A 20,841-nucleotide genomic window follows, 5' to 3' on the forward strand; every position below is an offset into this window, starting at 1 on the left:
TCATTCGGAATGATATAAGCGCGTACTTAGCTCTCTAGCATGGGGGTTTCGTTAGGGTGCTATCAATAGGCGTGATGACAAAAGACTATTGCCGAGCGTGCAAGGAACCTTTGCGGCTTTTGGTCTTTGGCTTTTTCTGCACGTCAACCTTGAGAGCGGAGCGGGTGCGGTTGTGAGCGTCAGGAGCCGGACTTGACTGAATCTCGTGCATCGAACGCCTCGCCCAGGAAGTCGATCAAGGACCGCACCGATGGCATCAGCCCACGCCTGGATGCAAAGACGACGGTAATCACACCTTCGGCAGGCTGCCACTCAGGCAGCAACGCAATCAGGCGTCCATCGGCGATCTCATCGGCCACGACGGCGATCGGCAGATTGGCGATGCCGACACCACGCAGTGCAGCGTTTTTCAGGGTCGACATGTCGTCGCTGACCAGCCGCGGCGTGTGCTGGACCTGCGCCGTCGCGCCTTGCGGACCGTTCAACTCCCACAGGTACTGCGCCGTCGGGTTGCCCCAGTTGATAGTGGGCAGCCCGGCGATGTCGGCAGGTTGCAAGGGCAGGGGATGGGCCTGCAGAAACGGTGCGCTTGCCACCAGTGCCTGTGGGCTTTTGCCCAGTACCTTCATGACCAGCTCGCTGCTTTCCAGTGGCGGAAAACACAGGCTCAGTGCCAGGTCATAGCCCTCGCTGATCACATCGACCTTGCGGTTGAAGCTTTTTACATTGAGTTCGACGCTAGGGCACTGTGCCATGAATTCTGCCAGCATCGGCGCTACCCAGTGGTTGAGCAGTGCAGTGGTGCAACTCAAGCGAATGACCCCACGCGGCTCTGACTTGTTGAACGCAATCACGTCCTCGGCCGACTCCGCCTCGGCAATCATCGCAACACAATGCCGGTAATAAGCCTGGCCGATATCGGTGACCTGGAATTGCCGGGTGGAGCGCTGTATCAGGCGGGCCCCCAGCCTTGCTTCGAGTTGGCCGACCCTGCGGCTCAAGGTCGACTTCGGCAGGTCGAGGGCACGACCGGCCGCGGCAAAGCCGCCATGTTCGACAACCTTGGCATAGAGGAAGAGTTCGTTCAGGTCGAACATCGGCAGCGTTCCAGTTTTGAGATGGTGAAGCTTAATTCAGCCACTACCGAACGGCCAGTGTGGTGACTAAGGTGGCCCCTCCACGTAAGAGGACATGCCAATGAGCGCATCAGGTAACACAGCAAACTTTAATGGGCAAAAGCCGACCATTGACGCTGCCGATACAGCCATGCTGCTGATCGACCACCAGAGCGGTCTGTTCCAGATCGTCAAGGACATCGAAGTGCCGCAACTGCGTGCCAATGCCATCGCGTTGGCCAAGGCGGCCACCTTGCTGAACATTCCGGTCATCACCACCGCTTCTGTGCCCCAAGGCCCCAACGGCCCGCTGATTCCGGAAATCCACGAAGCAGCGCCGCACGCCCAATACGTCGCCCGCCGTGGTGAAATCAATGCCTGGGATAATCCTGAGTTCCACGCCGCCGTCAAAGCCACCGGCAAGAAAACCCTGGTGATCGCCGGCACCTTGACCAGCGTTTGCCTGGCTTTTCCGTCCATTGCAGCGGTGCATGAAGGCTACAAGGTATTTGCCGTAGTGGACGCTTCGGGCAACCACTCACGCTTGGCCACCGACCTGACCGTGGCGCGCCTGGCACAAGCCGGGGTGGTGCCGATTGACATCATGGGCACGCTGTCAGAGCTGCAAGGTTCGTGGAACCGCCCGGATGCCCAGGCGTGGGCGAATGTCTATACCCAGGCCATGCCGCACTACCAGCTTTTGATCGAGAGCTACATCAAGGCCCAGGAAGTGGCAAACAACCATGAAGCACTAGACTCAGAGCGCAAGTAAACACGCTGGGTTCTTTGCGGTGCGCACATTTCGATGGGCACCCTTTCTATCAGGAGCATCATGATGTCTACACCTTACGTTCGCTTGGACAAAGACAACGCCGCTGTGCTGTTGGTCGATCACCAGGCTGGCTTGCTGTCGCTGGTCCGCGACATCGACCCGGACAAATTCAAGAACAACGTGCTGGCCCTGGCTGACTTGGCCAAGTACTTCAAGCTGCCGACCATCCTCACCACCAGTTTCGAGACCGGCCCCAACGGCCCGCTGGTGCCTGAGCTCAAGGCATTGTTCCCGGATGCGCCCTACATCGCCCGGCCCGGCCAGATCAACGCCTGGGACAACGAAGACTTCGTCAAGGCCATCAAGGCCACCGGCAAGAAGCAACTGATCATCGCTGGCGTGGTGACCGAAGTGTGCGTGGCGTTCCCGGCCCTGTCAGCCCTGGCGGAAGGCTTCGAGGTATTTGTGGTCACCGACGCCTCCGGTACCTTCAATGAACTGACCCAGCAATCGGCCTGGGCCCGCATGTCGGCCAATGGCGCGCAACTTATGACCTGGTTCGGCCTGGCCTGTGAGCTGCACCGCGACTGGCGCAATGATATTGAAGGCCTGGGGACGTTGTTCTCCAACCACATCCCGGACTACCGCAACCTGTTCACCAGCTACAACGCGCTGACCACGGGCAAATAAGCCTGGCAGGGGCTGTGCTGGCGCCCAAGCCACGCAGCCCCGCCGTCTCCAGGGCCTCCTTCTCAGGAATGCTCTATCACCATCACCGCCGTGGTATCCGCCTCGAATGCTTCGAACACATGCGGCACATTTGCCAGGTAGCTGATGTAGTCGCCAGCGTTCAGCAACACAGGCCCGCTTGCCGGGCCTATAAGGGCGCTGCCACTGCACAACACTACGTGCTCTACGGTGCCAGAAGGGTGAGGCTGAGACAGCCGCACTTCGCCGGGCTGCACCCTCAGCCGGTAGATGTCGCGCTGTACCCCCGCAGGGCAATCGGCAAGCAGTGTCGCTGCGTAATTGGCCGTCTCGGCATAGGCGGTCATGCCCTCGTTGGCGCGGATCACCCGCAGCGTCTGCTGGGGTTGCTCGAAGAACCGGGTGACTTGCAAACCCATTGCCATCGCCAGCGCCCATAAGGTCTCGATGCTGGGGTTACCAATGCCCGACTCCAATTGAGACAAGGTCGACTTGGCTACTCCGGCGCGTTTCGCCAATTCGGTCAAGGAAAGCCCGACGGCCAGACGCTCGCGTTTGATGGAGAGTGCCAGCAGGTCGATTCGGCTCGGAGTGTTTATGGTGTTCGGTATGTCGGTCATTTGTTTTATAAATCATCCTTTAATGAGTTGACGCTTTTAAACGCCTTGTTCAGTATAGCGTTCGATAGTTCATTATAAAGTTCAACTTTGCGGCTGGGCTGCCTATGGCGGCTCAGGTTACGGCAATGTCGAGAGCAAGGAAGCAGTGAGTGATGAAGGCGCAAACCTGCGGAACCCTCGAAATGATCTCGGCCATGGTGATCTCCGGCACAGTGGGCTGGTTCGTCGTCATGTCGGGGCAGAGCCCGGAGGCCGTGGTGTTCTGGCGTTGCGTGTTCGGTGCCATGGCGATGCTGGTGACGTGCCTGGTGCTTGGGGTACTGCGCCGCTCTGTGATCAGCCTCCGGCAGTTCATGCTGGTGTGCCTGGGCGGGCTGGCGCTGATCCTCAATTGGGTGCTGCTGTTCAGTGCCTACAAACACTCCTCCATCGCCATTGCCACGGTGGTCTACCACGTCCAGCCGTTCATGCTGGTGGGCCTGGGCGTGCTGTTTTTTGCCGAACGCCTCAGCGCCGCCAAGGTCGGCTGGCTGCTGTTGGCCTTCGCCGGCCTGATGCTGATCGTATCCGCCAAGGGCAATGGCCAGGCCACGGGTGCCGACTACGTGCTGGGCGTCTGCCTGGCCCTGGCTTCAGCCTTCTTCTATGCGGTGGCGGCAGCGATCACCAAACGCCTCAAGGACCTGCCCGCGCACCTGATCGTGCTGATCCAGATGGTGGTCGGTGCGCTGGTCCTGGCCCCGTTCGTGGATGTGGGCAGGGTCGATACGGTGGAGGGCGCCTGGACGTACCTGATCATTATCGGCGTGGTTCATACCGGGCTCATGTCCACCTTGCTGTACAGCGCCATCCAGAAAGTCCCCACGGCGCTGGTGGGGGCTCTATCATTCATCTATCCGATCGTGGCCATCCTGGTCGACTGGGTTGCCTTTGCGCATCCGCTCAGCGTCCTGCAAGTGATCGGAGCGAGCGCCATCCTGCTGGCGGCTGCGGGCATGAACTTCGGTTGGTCGCTGGGTCGCGCCCCGCGTCAGGAAGTGACGTAGGGGCGCACTGAGACCCTCACGGCATCAGCTGAGTGTTGGACAGCCCGTATTCCCCCAACGAATACAGCAAGGTTCCATACCCTAACTGATCGTAGCCACCGCTGTTCGGCCCGTAATCACCGCCACCACCTTCCACCTGGACCTTCTGCGCGAAGGCTTTCACGTACGGCGCCTTGAGGCCTTTAAGCACGACGTAGTGGTTGTAGAGCAGTTCCCAGATCGGACGGATGTCGCCGCGATGTTCTGGCGAGATAACGGTTTGCTTGAAACCGTTGTTGATAAAGGGGGTGAATGGCACGTCGTGGCCCAGGTTGTACTTGGCCACGTACTCGGCGCCTTGTAGCACGCGGTTGTTCTGGTAACCGAACAAGTCCTCACCCTGACTCCAGGCCATTTGGCAGAAACTGCCGAGCAAGGCGATATCGAGCAATGTATGCGCCTGGTCACGCCCGCTTTCCTGGGTTTGGCCCAAGCCATTGCCGTAGAGCTTCCAAACCACGTGCTCAATGGCACCGTTGCCAGCGCCATGTTTGAAATAGTTGACCGCTTCATCATAGATATCGCGGCGGTCGGTCAGTACGCCAATCGCCAGCATCGAGTTCATGTTCGCCAGGTCCCAATTCGCCCAATAGTGGTCGACCAGCGCGTTATTGTGACGTACCAGGAAATCATGATTCATCGGGTAGAAGACCGTGAGCATCATGCGCTGGAATTGATGAAAGTCCGCAGCCGTCCACCTTGAATAACCGCGCAGTAACTCTGCGGCATTGGCGAGTTGATAACCATACAAACCGGATGCCAGGAAACGATCCGATGTGCCTTCAATCGCCGTCAGGGTGGTGGACCATTGGTTCAACATCGCTACGGCTTTGTCGGCATACGCGGTATCGCCCGAAAGCTGCCAGCGCAGGGCCAAGGCGTACGCGGCGGCAGCGTCGTTGAATAACCTGGCGTAGTTTTCCGGATGTCGGCCATCTGCGCCCCGATACACCACCGCGACCGGGTTCGGGTTCCAGGCCAGGGAGGCGTGCCGGTTGGCGATCAGCTTCTGCCAGCCGGCCAGCCACGGCTGGTTATGGTTGGCCAGTTTTTCGCGGATGCGTATGAAGTCCTCCTCGGTCTGCAACAGGCCTGGGTGGACGAACGCGGAGGCTTGGACACCGATACTCAGCGGCAGCGCGGCGAGCATCAGGAGACGGCCCCAAGCACGGAACAATTGAGCAAAACCCGGCATGCCTGGCGCCTCGTTATCAGAAGGTGTAGTTGATGGCGAACATGCCCAGGCCGGCGCTCTCACGTCGGACCAGCGGGCTGTTACGGGCCTGGTCGGCGTACTGGGTCAGCGTCAGGCTGACCAGCGTCGACCAGTGTGCGTCCAGGCTGTGCTGCCAGTTCATGGCGGCGGAGTAGGCGTAGATCCCGGCATCGGCGCTGTATTTTCCATAGAGCGAACGCTGGCTCTGTGCCTGGCTGACGCCGAAGAAGGTCTGGTTGTAGCGGCCATCGCCGGCATGGGCGTCAATGTCCAGGGCCAGGGTGTCGCTGTCGGTATGCATCAGGATGCCTTCCAGGCCAAAGCGGTAACGGTTGCCACGGTGCTCGCCGGCCATGCGCAGTTCGGCTTCGCCGCTGACCGACAGCCAGTCAAGCAGTTGCTGGCTGAGGGTGAAGTCGGCCACGGTGGCGCCGTTGACATCGCCCATGCCGTTCAGCTCGCGGTCACCCGGGCGGCTGGCGCTGTCCTTCTCCTTGCGACCCAGGTCGTAGTTGATCGCCGCGCTGGCGCCAAAGCCGCTGTCGGATTGAAATTGCAGGCCCAGCCCACGGGTGGTGTCGGCGAACAGCACGCCGCGCTGGATGCTGAACATCGGCAGCACAAGCGCGCGGTAGCGGTCGGCGCCCATGTAGCGCGGCGTGATCCCCATGCCAAGGCCCAGGGTAGTGGTGGTTTTGTCGGCTGCCGGGCTGGCGTCGGCCGCCTGTGCCGGGGCCGCGAGCGTGCAGGCCATCAATGCGGCGGCGCCCCATAGCGCGGTACGGGTAGGAGGAGTGGTCAAGTTCATGGTGAAACCCTTTCAGCGGAGGAAAATAGCGGTGCGCCGGACAGCGTGGCGACCAACAGCAAAACCGCGCCAAGACGTTCAGGCAGCTGGATAGGCTTGGACAGCGATGCAGTGGTCGGCATAGGATCGGCTCGCGAAAGCCGGGCGTAGGGCAATACTGCCCGCGGACTTTCAATAAACCGTTCGTGAATTATCAAGGTTTCATCAAGAGGCTTCTTTGTGTCAGGAAAACGTATCCTCATCGTCGAAGACGACGCCGACAGCGCCAACATTCTCGAAGCCTATCTGCGTCGGGACGGTTTTGAGGTCGCCCTGGCCGAAGATGGCCAGCGCGGTCTGGACCTGCACAAAAGTTGGCGGCCCGACCTGATATTGCTCGACGTAATGCTGCCGCGCTTGAGTGGCACCGAGGTGTTGTCTGCGGTGCGGCGCAGCAGTGATACGGCGGTGATCATGGTCACGGCAATGGGCGACGAGCCGGAAAAACTCGGCGCCTTGCGCTATGGCGCGGACGACTATGTGGTCAAGCCCTACAGCCCACGCGAGGTGGTGGCGCGGGTGCACGCGGTGTTGCGGCGTACCACGGGCAGCCAACCGGTGGAACAGTTACTGCGTCATGAAAACCTGCGAGTGGACCTCATCGCCTTTACCGCGGCCATTGAATACCGCGATGCGCCGTCGCAGTTGCTGGACCTGACGCCGACGGAGTTCAAACTGTTGGTCACCTTGCTGAAGACCCCCTCCAAGGCCTTCACCCGTAATGAGCTGCTGGAAATCTGCTTGCCGGAAAGCGAAGCCCTGGCCCGCGTTGTCGACGCCCATGTGCACAACCTGCGGCGCAAGCTCGAAACCCATGGCATCGTCGGGGTACTGGTGACGGTGCGTTCCATCGGCTATCGATTCAGGTGAGCACCATGCTTGAGAACTCACGGGTCAACGACAAACCCTTGTGGCGCTGGGTCGGCATGCGCATGAGCCTGTTGGCGATCGGCGCGGTGGTGGTGATCGCAATCTGCATGTGGATCAACTTCAGACTGTCGGACCAGTACTTTTTGCAGCACCTGCCGCCAGCGGCGCGCGAGGAGTTGCTGCAGCTGCGCGTCGAGCCGCAGCTCAATGAGACACGCTTGCGCCAACTGGTTGCTGAATATTATCCGGTGGAATTCTTCCTGCCGGACATGGCCAACCGCGACTGGCTGATTCTGGCTTGCCTGGTGCTGGCAGCTATTCCGATCATCATCGCCTGTGGCTTGTGGTTTTCGCGGCCCTTGTCCAGCCAGTTCTCGGCGATTGCCCAGGGCGCGCGACGGGTTGCCGGCGGTGATTTCCTGACGCGCCTGCCGGTTCATCGCGACGCACCCGATGAGCTGCAGCGACTGATTGGCGACTTCAACAGCATGACGACGCAACTGGAGCGCTATGAGCGCGATGTACGCGAGTCCAGCGCGGTCATCGCCCACGAACTGCGCACGCCGTTGAACGCCGCCATGGGCCGGGTGCAGGGCATGCTCGATGAGGTGTTCCCCAGCGATGCCGCGCAGTTGGGCATGGTCAAGCGCCAGCTCGATCAACTGCGAAAACTGGTGGATGACCTGCACCTGTTGTCGATGGCCCGGGCCGGCCGGTTGGTGCTGGAGCGCAGCGATTTTTCCTTGGCGGCCCTGGTCGCCGAACGACTGGCCTGGTTCCAGCCGCAACTGAATGAGGCCCGCGTGCGTGCGCAGGTCAGCATTGCCGATGGGTTTCGTCTGCATGCCGATCGCGATCGCCTGGGCCAGGTGATCAATATCCTGGTGGATAACCTGCTGCGTTACGCGGCTAGCGGGGGCGAATTGAGCGTCACGGCGCATAAAGTCGAAGACCGGGTGGTGTTAGAGATCGGTGACCGCGGCCCAGGTATCGAGGTTCAGCACTTGGACAGCGTATTTGACCGCTTCTGGCGGGCGGAGCGCTCCAGGGCGCGTTATTCAGGCGGCAGCGGGCTGGGCTTGTCCATCGCCCGCGCAATCTGCCATGCCCATGGCGGAGTCATCACCGCCAGCAACCGCGCCGAAGGGGGCACGCTGATCCGGGCGGAGTTTGCGCTGTAGTTTTTTCGGGCTGTATGTCTATGGCTGGATAACTATTAAATAAAGGTAAATATGCCGTCGACGGCGGTCATTCGAGCGCCTGAGAAAGGAGGGGAAGCAGTGGGCAAAACAACGAGGAGTTGCTAAGGCGTAAGCCTTCCTATTGAAAGGCTTACCCATCAGGCGGCGTTCTTAGCCGACAGACTTCAAGGGAATAGGCCCTTTGATCCTTTCCATCATAGTGGCGCAATACCAATCATCGAATTGGCAGACACCGGTCTCGGCGGTTTCGGAGTACGGGCCTGGCTCATAAGAGGGTGAGGTCACACCGCGCTGCGTGCCTTCTACGAGGGTACGGTCCTGATCGTTGGTAGCGATCCATACCTTGGTCAATCGATCAATGTCGTAGTCCACGCCTTCTACGGCGGTTTTAAGCACCAGCCATTTCGTGGTCACCAAGGTTTCCGTCGCGCTGATGGGGAGCACGCGGAAGCTCAGAGCGTGGTCCCCCAGGAAGTGGTTCCACGTCGACGGATAGTTGAAGTACAGCAGTGCGCCGATATCCGCTTCGCCGGTGGTATCCAGGCGGCTGGTGACCGCGGGCTTACCGTCCATGGTATAGCTCACCGCGCCCTTGGACAATGGGATGCGGGTCATGCGGAACTGGCCGTTGATGTCCATCACCAAGCGACTTGGCAAGCCGACTTTTTCGCATTTGTTCCAGTAAGCGGAAAGCTCCGGGTCGCCGCCGCCGCTGGTACCGCCCACAGAAAGGTTGTCCACGAACGATTGCAGCAACTCGGGGTGGGAGCCGTCGCAGTGATAGCACTCACGGTTATTTTCGAAGACCAGTTTCCAATTGCCCTTCTCGACGATATTGGACTCGAAGGCCACTTTGCAATCATCGAGATTGTGCGGGGCGACAAAGGGTGTCACGGCGGTACGGAAGCTCTCGAAATCCGGTGCTTTGTTCGCGACACACACATAAATAAAGGTGTTCACGATTTCGCAATGAACGCTTTTTAGGTTGTATTCGGATTTGTCAAAATCCTGGCCCATGTTCCCGGCGAACAGCAGATTGCCGTCCAACTCGTAGGTCCACTTGTGGTAAGGGCACACCATCTTGGCGACTTTGCCATGGTCGGCTTCACAGATTTTTGCCCCGCGGTGGCGGCAAGCATTGTGAAATGCACGCACTTCGCCGTCCTTGCCACGCACTACAGCCACAGGATAGTCCCCCACTTGCAGCGTGAAGTATTGACCAGGCTTTTCCAATTCAAATGTGTGCCCCGCGAAGATCCAGTCTTTGTGCCAAATCTGCTCTAGGTCCTGGCGATAGACGCCTTCGCTGCTGTAGAGCTTTCCCGGGAGTGAGTGCCAAGGTTTACGTTGGGCAATCAGGTCAAACACAGTTTCTTTATTATCCATCTTATCCTCCCAGGATAAATAACGTGAGCGCTCACCTTTAACGGTGACTTTTATAGTGCTCTAAAAGATTGGTATCGGTTGGCAGCTTAATAAAGGTGCAACAACTTCATGTTCTTTTTAGATAGAGGACAGCCTAGGGGGCTGTCGCGACGCCCGCAAACGACATTTCGTAGGGGCAATCAATAATTTCAGGTTATCGATGAGCCCCTTCCTCGGAATGCGTAACCCTTGAAAATATAGGCTCCAGCGTCGTAATGGCTGAGTGCGCCTGACTCAATGAATGAATCGCGTGCTTCACCGCAAGGCTTCGTTCAACTCCAAGATGGCTACTGAATAGGTCGAATTTTCCATCCAGTTCAGCGGCCGTCATCGCGGTATGCGGATCACCTTTTGCCGCAGTAACAGGGCTGACGATGATCGTACCGTCTTGCAAGGTAAGGGTAAGTCTGGAAAGAATTTCATCCGGGAAACGCGCGGAAATATCCGCCGCTTCGACAATCTCGATGCGTGAACTCAGCGAGAGAATATCGGGTGCGGTGATTGAGTTCCCCGTGACCTCATCAGGCCCCACTTTGCCTCTGACAATCAGCGCTGCAAGCGGAAACGCCAACGCGTATTGGGCTTCATCTGCGTTGCGTGGGGTATGACCCTGCAGGCACATCGATTCGAAGAACGTCTCTACACGGATTGTTTCAATGGTGTCAGCGCTCAACTCGGGATGCTGGCGCTGTATTTCAAGCATCGCCGTCAAGGCGGGTTGCGCCCATCTGCACACGGGCCAGGGCTTGAAGTACTGGCTATCAATTTCCCAGTGTTCCCCCATGGCGGCCCAATGTGCCGCGACGCTTGGGTCCTCCACGGTTTCAGCGGGTGCGCCGGTCATACCCGCCTGCGCCATCAACAATGCATTCAAGCCAACGTAAACACCTGCTCCATGTGCATCGCGCAACATGGTCGGTGCCAGCACCACACGCATCATTGGGCAGCGTGCGCTGAAATACTCGGCAATGCCCAAAGCGTGCCGAAAGGTTGGCTCATCAAACTCAAGCAATCGTGCTCCAGCACACACCACCCCCATGGCGGTAAAACCACCAGAGGCGTGGTAGGTGGGCGAGGTTGCCATCAGTGCAGTGCCAGCGCGCAGCGCGGTTTCATAGCCAATGCACAGCGCCGACAGAAATTCGTGCCCGCTGATGTCCTGTCCGTTGTGGTGCAATGCATCGGTCAAGGCCAGCAACGCCGGAACCACCGTTGCGCCGGCGTGCCCTTTGGATTTGAAGTGCCCTTCGTGAGCGTCCAGGCTGTCTGCGGAAAATCCGCCAGCCCAGGCGGCTCCAAGCATACTCACGCGCTGGCCATCGAACATCAGCCGGCTGGTGTACACACCACCGGGGTAGTGGAGGCGCGCATAGCTGCGCATTATCTCGCTGGTGTCATTGGATGCCGCACCGGCCATCACACCGACGATATCCAGCAGGCTATTTCTGAGTATGGCTTGCGTGTGGGCGGGTGCTTGCTGGAGATCGAAATCGCGACAAAATTCGAACAGTGACATCCCGGGCATTCCTTACGAAAATTATTATGGTGTCGCTGCACGATGGCCCAGCGAGGGCTCACCGTTCCAGCAACATTTTCGTAGGGCAATCGATAACAAAAATGACGACTATGCTTCTAAGGCAGGCGGCGTCAGCGGGGGAACTTGGCCAGGAGCCACTCACGAAACCGGCGCAGCTCATCTTCGTTCTCGGCGTTTTCTCGGCAGCTCAAGTAGTGCGAACTGTTGCGCAGCTGAACTTGCTGCTGGATCGGTCGCACCAACACCCCACGCTCTACCAGCCGGGTAACCAGGTGATTCCAACCCAGGGCAATACCTTGGTGGGTCAGCACCATGCTGATCAGCAAGTTGTAGTCGTTGGCATTGAAAATCTGGGGGCTTTCTTGCGGGCGATCATCAATGTCAATCGACTGAAAAGCAAACCAGACACCCCAGTCAACGTGCTCGGCTACCTGGGATCGTCCGTAGGGGCTCAGGTTCAGCAGGGCTGAGTCTCTCAGACCTTCGATCGTCGAGATTTCCGGGTGTTGCTCCAAAAATTTCGGGCTGCAAACGGGATAGATCACGTCATGGCACAACGGGTAGCTTTTATAGTCGTCCCGGACACGGGCCATTTTGGTAATGAAGACGTCCGGCTGTACCCCGGGCTCCATGGTCAGGAAGTTCTGCGTCGTGACCAGGTTCAACTCAATGCCGGGGTTTTGTCTGATGAATTCGGGCAGGTGGTCTGACAGCCATAGGGCGGAAAAGGCGGGGGAGCAGCAGACGGTCAGCATTTTTTTGGAGGACTGGCTGCTGCGGATTCGCTCGGCTGCCTGGGCGATGTTTACAAATGACAGCTGCGCGGCATCAAAGAACACTGCCCCGGCAGAAGTCAGTTCGACAGCACGCCCTACGCGGTTGAAAAGCTGCGCACCCAGGTACTCCTCCAGCTCGCGAATCTGCCGGCTGATAGCCGCCTGCGAAACACAAAGCGCCTCGGCGCCAAGGGTGAAGCTCTCGTACTTTGCAGCCGCTACAAATGCTTTCACGGCCCTCAACGACGGCATTTTCAGCAGAATGCTGTCAGGGTCGACATGCTTTGACATCCTTACGTTCTCCTCATGCAGCCGCTCCCCAACGAAGCGACGCGAGAGTAACTGAAGCCAGACGGTAAAAACGGCGTGCAGGTCGTTTTTGAGACATAACGGGTCGCGCCTGGGTGCCGCAGCCAGAAAACTGTCCGCTTGAGACGACCTATAACCCGACGTTATCCAATTGTCCCCCTAAATGTAGTTGGAATTGACGGTGTGTTAATACTAAATTTGAAACATCCCTCTTTCCTAGGGGCCGAAAAATAATAAAAGGAAACCCGTCGTGAAACTCCCTATTCATTACCGCTGCCGTTTAAAACTATTTTCGATCGTTTACGTATCGCTTAAAGCGAATAGTGCTGAACACGAAGGGGCAAGGTATGACTAATTCCGACGAAATAATTTCCGTCAAAAATGTCTATAAGGTATTCGGCACTCAGCCGGACCTCGCAATGAAGTTGTTGGCTGATGGGGCCTCTAAAGAAGAGGTCTTTAAAAAAACCGGGCAAGCTATTGGCGTCTTCGATGCGAACTTCTCCGTCCGCCGCGGCGAGATCTTTGTCATCATGGGGCTGTCGGGCTCCGGCAAGTCAACCATGGTCCGCTTGTTCAACCGCTTGATTGAACCGACCAGTGGCTCGATCTTTCTGAATGGTAAGGAAATCACTGGTCTGGCGGATAAAGATCTTCTGCAAGTGCGCAGGAAAGACATGGGTATGGTCTTTCAATCCTTTGCACTGATGCCGCACATGAGCGTCATCGACAACGTCAGCTTTGGTTTGGAGATCAGCGGCGTCGCCGAGAAAGAACGCTACTGCCGCGCCATGGGTGCGCTGACCCAGGTTGGCCTTGCTGGTCAGGAATTCAGCTTTCCCCATCAGCTCTCCGGCGGCATGCAACAGCGCGTCGGCCTCGCCCGAGCCCTGGCCAATGACCCGGCGATCCTGTTGATGGACGAAGCGTTTTCGGCCCTTGACCCAATGATTCGCAGCGAGATGCAGGGCGAATTGATCAAGCTGCAGGCCGAGCAGAACCGCACCATCATCTTTATTTCCCACGACATTGAAGAGGCCGTACGGATCGGCCACCGCATCGCAATCATGGAAGGCGGTCGGGTGGTGCAAATTGGCACCCCGCGTGAGTTGTTGTGCAACCCCATCAATAAATACGTGCGCGATTTCTTTAATGGATTCGACACCAGTCGAATTCTGAAAGCGGGCGATATCGCTCAACAGGACACCAGCATTACCTATGAGCCTGGTCGTCACACCCCTTTAAGAGCAGAAGCTTCGCTCAGAGAGATTCTGCATATCGTTGCGGCCTGCGCAACGCCTATGCCGGTGGTGGATGAAGTTGGCCTGTATAAGGGCTCGATTTCCCAAGGCCATCTTCTGAGCTGCCTGAATAATAGTTAATTTGAATAATCAGAGCAGTCTCAAGTTCTGAGGGCGAGGAAGTATCATGTCGGACTTTAATTATTTGGACCCGTTCCAAAGTTTCACTGTTCCATTGGGCGCTTGGGTTGAAGCGGCACTGACTTACCTGGTGCATAATTTTCGGGAAGTCTTCCGCTCGATTCGCTGGCCGGTTGACCAAGTGCTTGATGGTGTTCAGTGGGGCCTGCTTTCCGTGCCCCCCACAGTATTCATTCTTATCGCCGGATTGGTCAGTTGGCAGATCGGCGGTAAACGAATCGCAATTTTCAGTATCGCTACATTGACCGGACTAGGCTTGATCGGTGTATGGGCCGATGCCATGGTGACTCTCGCTTTGGTCCTGACTTCATTACTCTTCTGTGCGGTTATTGGTATTCCCCTGGGCATCCTCTGTGCCCGCAGCGACCGAATGGAAGTGATCGTGCGTCCGGTGTTGGACGCGATGCAGACATTGCCTGCTTTCGTTTACCTGGTGCCTGTGGTGATGTTGTTTGGCATCGGTAACGTTCCAGGCGTCATAGTGACGATTATTTTCTCGGTTGCGCCCTTGGTGCGCCTGACCAACTTGGGCATCCGCCAGGTACCCGCCGATAAAGTCGAAGCCGCACGTGCGTTTGGCTGCACCGCCACCCAGATGCTGTTGAAGGTCCAACTGCCCCTTGCCGCGCCGACCATGATGGCCGGGTTGAACCAGACACTTATGCTTTCACTTTCGATGGTCGTCGTTGCTTCGATGATATCCGTTGGCGGGCTTGGGCTGATGGTATTGAGCGGCATCGGCCGCCTGGACATGGGGCTGGCCAGCGTCGGCGGTGCCGGCCTGGTACTCCTGGCAGTCTTCCTCGATCGTTTGACCCAAGCGATGGGCGAGCGCAGCAGTGATCTGGCAACCGGCCAGCGTTGGTACGAAACCGGGCCGGTTGGCCTAGTGATGAAACTCAAGAAGAAAAAGAACGTAGCACGCCCAGTGACTAACTAAGCACATCTGCTCACCTACTATAAATTCAAGCGTGGTGAAATATGAAACTTGCAAACCTTAAGCAAACCGTCGTCGCGACGCTGATGGCCTCCATGTTGGGTGCAACTATATGTTCGGTAGCGTATGCCGCTGATGCAAACAAACCGGGTGACGGTGTTTCCATCACGCCTATTTTCCCGACCATTGCTGAAGAACGTTTTCGCGGTGAGGTGGCCATTGCAGGCTTGAAAGACCTTGGCTATGACGTAAAAGCCCCCAAGGAAGTTGACTATCCCGCGATGTTCCTGGCGCTCTCCTATGGCGATGCGGATTTCACTGTCCATGAGTGGGAGAACCTGCACGCGGGCTTTTACAAGAAAGCCGGCGGCGACGACACCATGGTGAAAGTTGGCCAGGTCATGAAGGGCGTGCTGCAGGGCTACATGATCGACAAGAAAACAGCCGAAGCCTACAACATCAAGGATCTCTCGGATTTGAAGAAACCGGAGATCGCGAAGTTGTTCGACGCCAATGGCGATGGCAAGGCGGACATGACCGGTTGCAACCCCGGCTGGGGCTGCGAAGTGATGGTTGAACACCACATGAAAGCCTATGGCCTGGGCCCAACTGTCGTGGACAACCGGGGTTCCTACTTCGCGCTGATGGCTGACACTATCGCCAGGTTCCAACAGGGCAAACCTGTGTTGTATTTCACCTGGGTGCCGCAATGGATCTCCAGCGTGCTGGTGGAAGGGCGCGACGTCGTATGGCTGCCAGTTCCATTCACCTCGTTGCCTGATGGCAAAGACAATAAAGACACCTTTTATCAGGGTAAAAATCTCGGTTTCCCAGTGGATACCGTGAATGCTGTAATGAACAAAGAGTTTGCCGAGAAGAATCCGGTGGCTCGCAAGTTTCTGTCAGAAGTCAGCATTACCACGGACGACGAAAGTGCCCAGAACCTGCGCATGCAAAAGGGTGAGAAATCACTCGCTGACATCAAGCGCCATGCCGCCGAATGGATCAAGGCTCACCAAGCGCAATACGATGGCTGGTTGAGTGACGCGCGCGCAGAAGCCAAGCAATAGAAAACAGCAAGGAAAGTACGGCCAGCTCGATTGAGCTGGCCGTAGGCGGGACCGGCTGCGTTTGTTTTACGTAATAAAATGATCAGGTGGCGAAGATAATGGATACCTTCCAAAGCGCGTTGAAGTTACAGAATATTGGATTTCAGCAAACTACCGAGTCGGTCGGTCATGAAAGAGTTGTGCGGGTGGCATTTATTTTGCTCGACCACTTTTCATTAACCTCACTCTCAACAGCGATGGACGCGCTGGCGACCGGCAACCTGATCAACAGTAAGACCGTCTACAAAGTATCGACGTATTCGCTCTTGGGCGGTTTGGTTGGAAGTGATATCGGCATACCGCTGTCTTCGGAAACTTTGAGCGTTGAAAAAATCAATCACGATGCGCTGTTTGTTATCGGTGGTCAGCGAGTAAGGCTGTCCAGCAACCCCACCATTCGCCGCGTATTGAAAAAGACGGCCGGGGGAAGGGGAGTCGTCGCTGGTGTATGGAATGCTGCGTTTTACCTGGCCGATGCGGGCCTGCTCGATGACCAGTATTGCGCCTGTCATGCCGATAGCTGTGCGTTGATCAACGAGTATTACCCCCAAGTGAAAACGGGGGAGGCCGAATACACCTTTGCCCAGCGGCGCGCGACGTGCGCCGGTGCCTCATCTGCTTTGGATATGACCCTGGCAATCATGCAGGACCTCAGCTCACAGCACGATGCTGACCTCGTGGACGAAATCAAACGTGTACATCAACCCAAAAAGCCGCCATTCAACGATGTAACCCTTGGTGCTGTCAGCCTGGTTAAACCGGTTCCTCGGCCGCTGAACGTTGCGGTCTCACTGATGGAAAACCACATTGAGGAACCCATGGAGATCGATGAGATCGCCAGTCACGTGGGGGTTTCGCGTCGGCAGCTTGAACGCAGGTTTGCGCGCTATTTAAACGCGGCGCCCAACCGCTACTATCTGGAGCTGCGACTCACCCGCGCCCGCCAACTGATTATTCAAAGTAATCGCTCGTTGACGGATGTGGCACTCGCTACCGGTTTTGTCAGCTATCCGCACTTTTATAAGCGCTTCAAGGATTTGTTCGGCCTGCCGCCAATGACGTTCAGGGATAACTATTATTCCAGCGACTTTAGCAATTCGGAACGCTATGCAATTGCGGCAGGTTTTTGAAACGCATTTGGCCGTTGTGTAGTCGGTTAGTTATTTAGTTTATTTCGTCCTGCGCATTGTGTTGTGTTGGACCCGGTAATGCATCCAACTTTACGGTCCTACTATTATGAAAGTTACCTCCCTACCCGCCGACGATAATAGCTGTGGCTGGTTTCATTTAAGCCGACCGCGCAAGCCGAAACCCGCCCACGAGGGGCACAGCACTGCCCGTTGGGTGATTGTTGGTGCGGGCTTTACCGGGCTGGCGGCAGCACGGCAACTGGCGTTGAACTTTCCGAATGTCGAGGTCGTGCTGGTTGAGGCTCAGGAGGTGGGCCTTGGGCCATCCGGCAGGAACGCCGGATTCGCTATCGATCTGCCCCATGATATCGGCGCTGAGGATTACATCGGCGACATCGCCCTTGCCAAGTCTAGCCTGAAGCTCAATCTGGCGGGGCAGTCCATTCTGCGCGACTTGGTCGATCAACACGGCATCGATTGTCAGATGAAAGCCTGCGGCAAGTACCAGGCAGCCGTGGAGGACCGCGGGATCGCGGTACTCGAAGCCTATCGGCGTGGGCTGGATAAGTTGGAGCAACCCTATCAAATGATTGAGCAAGATGAGTTGCCCAATCATCTGGGTACGCACTTCTACCGTAAGGCGTTATACACACCGGGTGCCGTGTTGCTTCAGCCGTCGGCACTGGTCAAAGGGCTCGCTGACCATTTGCCAGCCAACGTGACATTGTATGAGCGTACGCCGATTCTCGAAGTTGAGTACGGTGCGAAAACCGTACTGAAACATGCCAATGGAAGTATCACCGCCGACAATCTGATCCTGGCGAACAACTCTTTTGGCATGCGCTTTGGTTTCCTCAAGGGCCGGATGTTGCCCATCTATACCTACGGCAGTATCACGCGGCAATTGACGTCAGAAGAGCAGGCACAACTCGGTGGAAAACCGTATTGGGGCGCGATCCCAGCTGATCCATTTGGGACCACCGTCAGGCGTACACCGGATAACCGCTTGCTGATCAGAAACAGCTTTAGTTTCAATCCCGACGGCCGCAGTGACAGTCGATATAACGAGCGATTCATACGCCGACATAAAGCCTCGTTTGATAAACGCTTTCCCATGTTGCCCAACGTCAATTTTGAATACACCTGGGGCGGTGCATTGGCCATGACTCGTAACCATAACGGTTTCTTCGGTGAGTTGGCTCCCAACGTTTATGGCGCGTTGGGTTGCAATGGCCTGGGCGTGACCCGCGGCACAGTGACAGGGCAACTGCTTGCAGATTGGCTCGCTGGCCAACGTGATGAACGGATCAACTTTCTATTGAACGCACCAGGGCCGAACAGTAACCCGCCGCAGCCGTTTCTCTCGTTGGGCGTCAACGCAAACCTTAAATGGGGGCAGTACCGCGCCGGTCGAGAAAGCTGAGGTCACTTTAGCTGGCTATTGCAAGCACTAAGGATAAGGACAAGAAATGAAGAGCGCTGTTGTTTCAATTGAAGACGTCCCGCTGAATGGGTTTCATCGGCTATTGACTGTTCGTTCAGGCGGCGGTTCCTTTGTTGACGGATACGTTCTGAGTATTATCGGCGTCGCGCTGATACATATGTCAAAGTCCCTGGCGCTGGATGATTTCTGGGAGGGCATGATTGCCGCCTCCGCACTGATCGGAATTTTTTTCGGTGGCTTCCTGGGCGGTTGGTTGACCGATGTCATGGGGCGAAAGCGTCTCTTGTTTGCGGGCCCTACCTTATTCATCGTCGCGTCCTTGGCACAATATTGGGCCGAGTCGGCCGTCGTTATATTTTTCCTCCGGTTGTTGTTGGGTATTGCCGTTGGTATCGAATACCCAGTGGCAACATCTTTACTCGTCGAATTCCTTCCCAAGAAATACCGTGGCCCACGATTGGCGATGCTGACCATCCTCTGGTTCGCCGGTGCTGCGACGGCCTACATCGTCGGCGAAGTCATGTTCAACGCATTGGGTCCGGATGCCTGGCGACTGGTACTGGCCAGCGCCGCAGTGATCGGCGCCCTGTTGTTTACCGTGCGTCTGGGCACGCCGGAATCACCGCGTTGGCTGATCAAGCAGGGGCGAACAGCTGAGGCCGAGGCGATTATCAAGCAGGTGTATGGCGAGCATTTCTCGCTGGCTAATCTGCCCGAGGAACCTGCCGGCGAAAAGATCACGATCTTAAACTTTGTGCATTCCGGTTACGGTAAACGCATGTTGTTTGTGGTGGTGTTCTGGACCTGCTCCGTCGTGCCGCTGTTCGCTGTTTATGCATTCGCCCCCAAAGTGTTGGCGGCGCTGAAAATAAGCGGTGATTCAGCCTCGCTGGGCTCGGTTGCGATCACATTGTTCTTCGTCATCGGCTGCATTATCTCCACCCGGATAATCAATTCGATCGGTCGGCGAAATCTGCTTATTTACAGTTTTCTGTGTTCAGGTTTGGCGTTGTTGGGTCTGGCCATCGGCCATGCGGGCCCGAGCCTTTTGGTGCTGTTCTTTTTCGTTGTTTACGCCCTGTTTATCGGCGGCGCACAAGTGCTCACACTGGTGTATCCCAATGAACTGTTTCCCACAGAAATTCGCGCATTTGCGGTCGGCGTAGGCACGTCGCTCTCACGCATCGGTGCCGCCGCGGGCACTTACTTGGTGCCTATCTCATTGAGCAAGTTAGGGATCGCCGAGACCCTGTATGTCGCCGCCGCCATTTCGTTGGTGGGGCTCGTATTGTCTTGGGTGCTGGCGCCTGAAACGCGGTCACTCAACCTGCAACAAGCCGCCTCGTTAAATTAGCAATCCCTGGATCAACCTTGGAATTACTGGAGAAAACAGCATGAACTTTGACGGCATTTTTACCCCCGCAATAACTCCGCTCTCTTCGGATGGTCAAGTTGATTATTCGGCCTTTGATGAAGTGCTTGAATACCTGGTCGAGTCCAAGGTTCACGGCGTCATTATCGGCGGCTCCACGGGTGAGTATTACGCTCATACGCCTGCTGAACGTCTGGCGGTGGCTGAACGTGCGAAGAGTGTCCTGCAAGGTCGTCTGCCGCTGGTTGTCGGCACTGGCGGGATCAGAACCGAGGATTCGGTGTACTTCGCTGAACAAGCCAAGGCGATCAAGGCAGATGCGATCCTGGTGGGTTCTCCGCCTTATGCCTTGCCCACTCAAAAAGAAATCGCCGCCCATGTGCTGGCGGTAGACAAGGCAGCAGGCCTCCCCATCATGCTCTACAACTACCCGGCGCGTATGGGGGTGGCCATGGGGGATGAGTTCTTCGAAGCGATTGCGCAGTGCAAGAACATTGAAGCGATCAAAGAAAGCTCCGGGGAGATGAATCGGCTGCATCGCCTGGCCTGCGCCCATCCTTCGATCCAGATCTCGTGCGGTTGGGATGATCAAGCCCTGGAGTTCTTCGCCTGGGGCGCTCGCAGCTGGGTATGCGCCGGCTCCAATTTCATTCCTCGCGAACACGTTGCGATGTATGAGGCCTGCGTGATTGAAAAAGACTTCGACAAAGGCCGCCGCATCATGTCGGCCCTGCTGCCGTTGATGGACCTCCTTGAAGGCGGCAAGTTTGTGCAATCGATCAAGCATGGCAGTGAACTGAGCGGCTTGCGTGCCGGTGGTGTCCGTGCGCCATTGCAGGCGCTGGAAGAGTCCGAGAAGCAGGCGCTCAAAGCGGTGATCCAAACGCTTAAGCAAAACGTCGCGCACATTGTGGGAGGTGCTTGA

19 protein-coding genes are annotated in these 20,841 nt (G+C 57.0%); 12 read left to right on the plus strand and 7 right to left on the minus strand.

Features of this window, described 5'->3' with window-relative positions; translation table 11 throughout:
• Positions 1 to 179 precede the first annotated feature (179 nt).
• Positions 180 to 1,097: a LysR substrate-binding domain-containing protein gene (locus tag ASD70_RS05745; protein WP_046068031.1), complete on the minus strand. Its 918-nt coding sequence runs from the start codon at positions 1,095 to 1,097 to the stop codon at positions 180 to 182.
• 100 nt (positions 1,098 to 1,197) lie between these two features.
• On the opposite strand from ASD70_RS05745, the gene ASD70_RS05750 reads away from it, so the two are divergent.
• Positions 1,198 to 1,887 (plus strand): isochorismatase family protein, encoded by a 690-nt coding sequence (locus ASD70_RS05750; protein ID WP_046068032.1) that lies wholly within the window; start codon positions 1,198 to 1,200, stop codon positions 1,885 to 1,887.
• 63 nt (positions 1,888 to 1,950) lie between these two features.
• Positions 1,951 to 2,577 carry an isochorismate family cysteine hydrolase YcaC gene (gene ycaC, locus ASD70_RS05755; RefSeq protein ID WP_046068033.1) on the plus strand — a complete coding sequence of 209 codons (627 nt, stop codon included), beginning with the start codon at positions 1,951 to 1,953 and terminating at the stop codon, positions 2,575 to 2,577.
• A 62-nt stretch (positions 2,578 to 2,639) separates the two neighbouring features.
• Here the strand turns inward: ycaC and ASD70_RS05760 are convergent, their stop codons facing one another.
• Positions 2,640 to 3,215, minus strand: coding sequence for a helix-turn-helix domain-containing protein (locus ASD70_RS05760; RefSeq protein ID WP_056845892.1), 576 nt, complete (start codon positions 3,213 to 3,215; stop codon positions 2,640 to 2,642).
• 152 nt (positions 3,216 to 3,367) lie between these two features.
• On the opposite strand from ASD70_RS05760, the gene ASD70_RS05765 reads away from it, so the two are divergent.
• Positions 3,368 to 4,261 (plus strand): DMT family transporter, encoded by an 894-nt coding sequence (locus ASD70_RS05765; protein WP_056845893.1) that lies wholly within the window; start codon positions 3,368 to 3,370, stop codon positions 4,259 to 4,261.
• A 16-nt stretch (positions 4,262 to 4,277) separates the two neighbouring features.
• Here ASD70_RS05765 and ASD70_RS05770 read toward each other — a convergent pair whose 3' ends face one another.
• Positions 4,278 to 5,450 carry an alginate lyase family protein gene (locus tag ASD70_RS05770; RefSeq protein ID WP_199525541.1) on the minus strand — a complete coding sequence of 391 codons (1,173 nt, stop codon included), beginning with the start codon at positions 5,448 to 5,450 and terminating at the stop codon, positions 4,278 to 4,280.
• 61 nt (positions 5,451 to 5,511) lie between these two features.
• A complete protein-coding gene (locus ASD70_RS05775; RefSeq protein WP_046068037.1) occupies positions 5,512 to 6,324 on the minus strand; it encodes a MipA/OmpV family protein in 813 nt (270 codons plus the stop codon).
• A gap of 219 nt (positions 6,325 to 6,543) precedes the next feature.
• On the opposite strand from ASD70_RS05775, the gene ASD70_RS05780 reads away from it, so the two are divergent.
• Together ASD70_RS05780 and ASD70_RS05785 are read left to right on the plus strand one after the other, a co-directional pair.
• Positions 6,544 to 7,233 (plus strand): response regulator, encoded by a 690-nt coding sequence (locus ASD70_RS05780; protein ID WP_046068038.1) that lies wholly within the window; start codon positions 6,544 to 6,546, stop codon positions 7,231 to 7,233.
• Between the two features lie 5 nt (positions 7,234 to 7,238).
• On the plus strand, positions 7,239 to 8,414 hold the full coding sequence (locus tag ASD70_RS05785) for a sensor histidine kinase (RefSeq protein ID WP_056845894.1): 1,176 nt from the start codon (positions 7,239 to 7,241) through the stop codon (positions 8,412 to 8,414).
• 171 nt (positions 8,415 to 8,585) lie between these two features.
• On the opposite strand, the gene ASD70_RS05790 is transcribed toward ASD70_RS05785, so the two are convergent.
• From ASD70_RS05790 to ASD70_RS05800, 3 genes are all read right to left on the minus strand, one after another.
• Positions 8,586 to 9,821: an aromatic ring-hydroxylating oxygenase subunit alpha gene (locus tag ASD70_RS05790; RefSeq protein ID WP_056845895.1), complete on the minus strand. Its 1,236-nt coding sequence runs from the start codon at positions 9,819 to 9,821 to the stop codon at positions 8,586 to 8,588.
• A gap of 193 nt (positions 9,822 to 10,014) precedes the next feature.
• Positions 10,015 to 11,376, minus strand: coding sequence for an MmgE/PrpD family protein (locus ASD70_RS05795; RefSeq protein ID WP_046068041.1), 1,362 nt, complete (start codon positions 11,374 to 11,376; stop codon positions 10,015 to 10,017).
• 131 nt (positions 11,377 to 11,507) lie between these two features.
• Entirely contained in the window at positions 11,508 to 12,464 is a 957-nt protein-coding gene (locus ASD70_RS05800; RefSeq protein WP_046068042.1) for a LysR substrate-binding domain-containing protein, read from the minus strand.
• 365 nt (positions 12,465 to 12,829) lie between these two features.
• Between ASD70_RS05800 and ASD70_RS05805 the strand changes: the two genes are divergently transcribed.
• The 7 genes from ASD70_RS05805 (at position 12,830) to ASD70_RS05835 (ending at position 20,841) form a co-directional block, all read left to right on the plus strand.
• Positions 12,830 to 13,864, plus strand: a complete 1,035-nt coding sequence (locus ASD70_RS05805) for a quaternary amine ABC transporter ATP-binding protein (protein ID WP_046068043.1) — start codon at positions 12,830 to 12,832, stop codon at positions 13,862 to 13,864.
• Positions 13,865 to 13,910: 46 nt separating this feature from the next.
• Positions 13,911 to 14,864: a glycine betaine/L-proline ABC transporter permease ProW gene (proW, locus tag ASD70_RS05810; RefSeq protein WP_046068044.1), complete on the plus strand. Its 954-nt coding sequence runs from the start codon at positions 13,911 to 13,913 to the stop codon at positions 14,862 to 14,864.
• 41 nt (positions 14,865 to 14,905) lie between these two features.
• A complete protein-coding gene (proX, locus tag ASD70_RS05815) occupies positions 14,906 to 15,931 on the plus strand; it encodes a glycine betaine/L-proline ABC transporter substrate-binding protein ProX (RefSeq protein WP_046068045.1) in 1,026 nt (341 codons plus the stop codon).
• Positions 15,932 to 16,029: 98 nt separating this feature from the next.
• Positions 16,030 to 17,100, plus strand: coding sequence for a GlxA family transcriptional regulator (locus tag ASD70_RS05820; RefSeq protein WP_056845896.1), 1,071 nt, complete (start codon positions 16,030 to 16,032; stop codon positions 17,098 to 17,100).
• Between the two features lie 103 nt (positions 17,101 to 17,203).
• Positions 17,204 to 18,523, plus strand: a complete 1,320-nt coding sequence (locus tag ASD70_RS05825) for an NAD(P)/FAD-dependent oxidoreductase (RefSeq protein ID WP_056845897.1) — start codon at positions 17,204 to 17,206, stop codon at positions 18,521 to 18,523.
• A gap of 46 nt (positions 18,524 to 18,569) precedes the next feature.
• A complete protein-coding gene (locus tag ASD70_RS05830; RefSeq protein WP_056845898.1) occupies positions 18,570 to 19,898 on the plus strand; it encodes an MFS transporter in 1,329 nt (442 codons plus the stop codon).
• Positions 19,899 to 19,938: 40 nt separating this feature from the next.
• A complete protein-coding gene (locus ASD70_RS05835; protein ID WP_056845899.1) occupies positions 19,939 to 20,841 on the plus strand; it encodes a dihydrodipicolinate synthase family protein in 903 nt (300 codons plus the stop codon).

The sequence above is a fragment of the Pseudomonas sp. Root569 genome (assembly GCF_001427465.1).
GTDB classification, from domain to species: Bacteria; Pseudomonadota; Gammaproteobacteria; order Pseudomonadales; family Pseudomonadaceae; genus Aquipseudomonas; species Aquipseudomonas synxantha.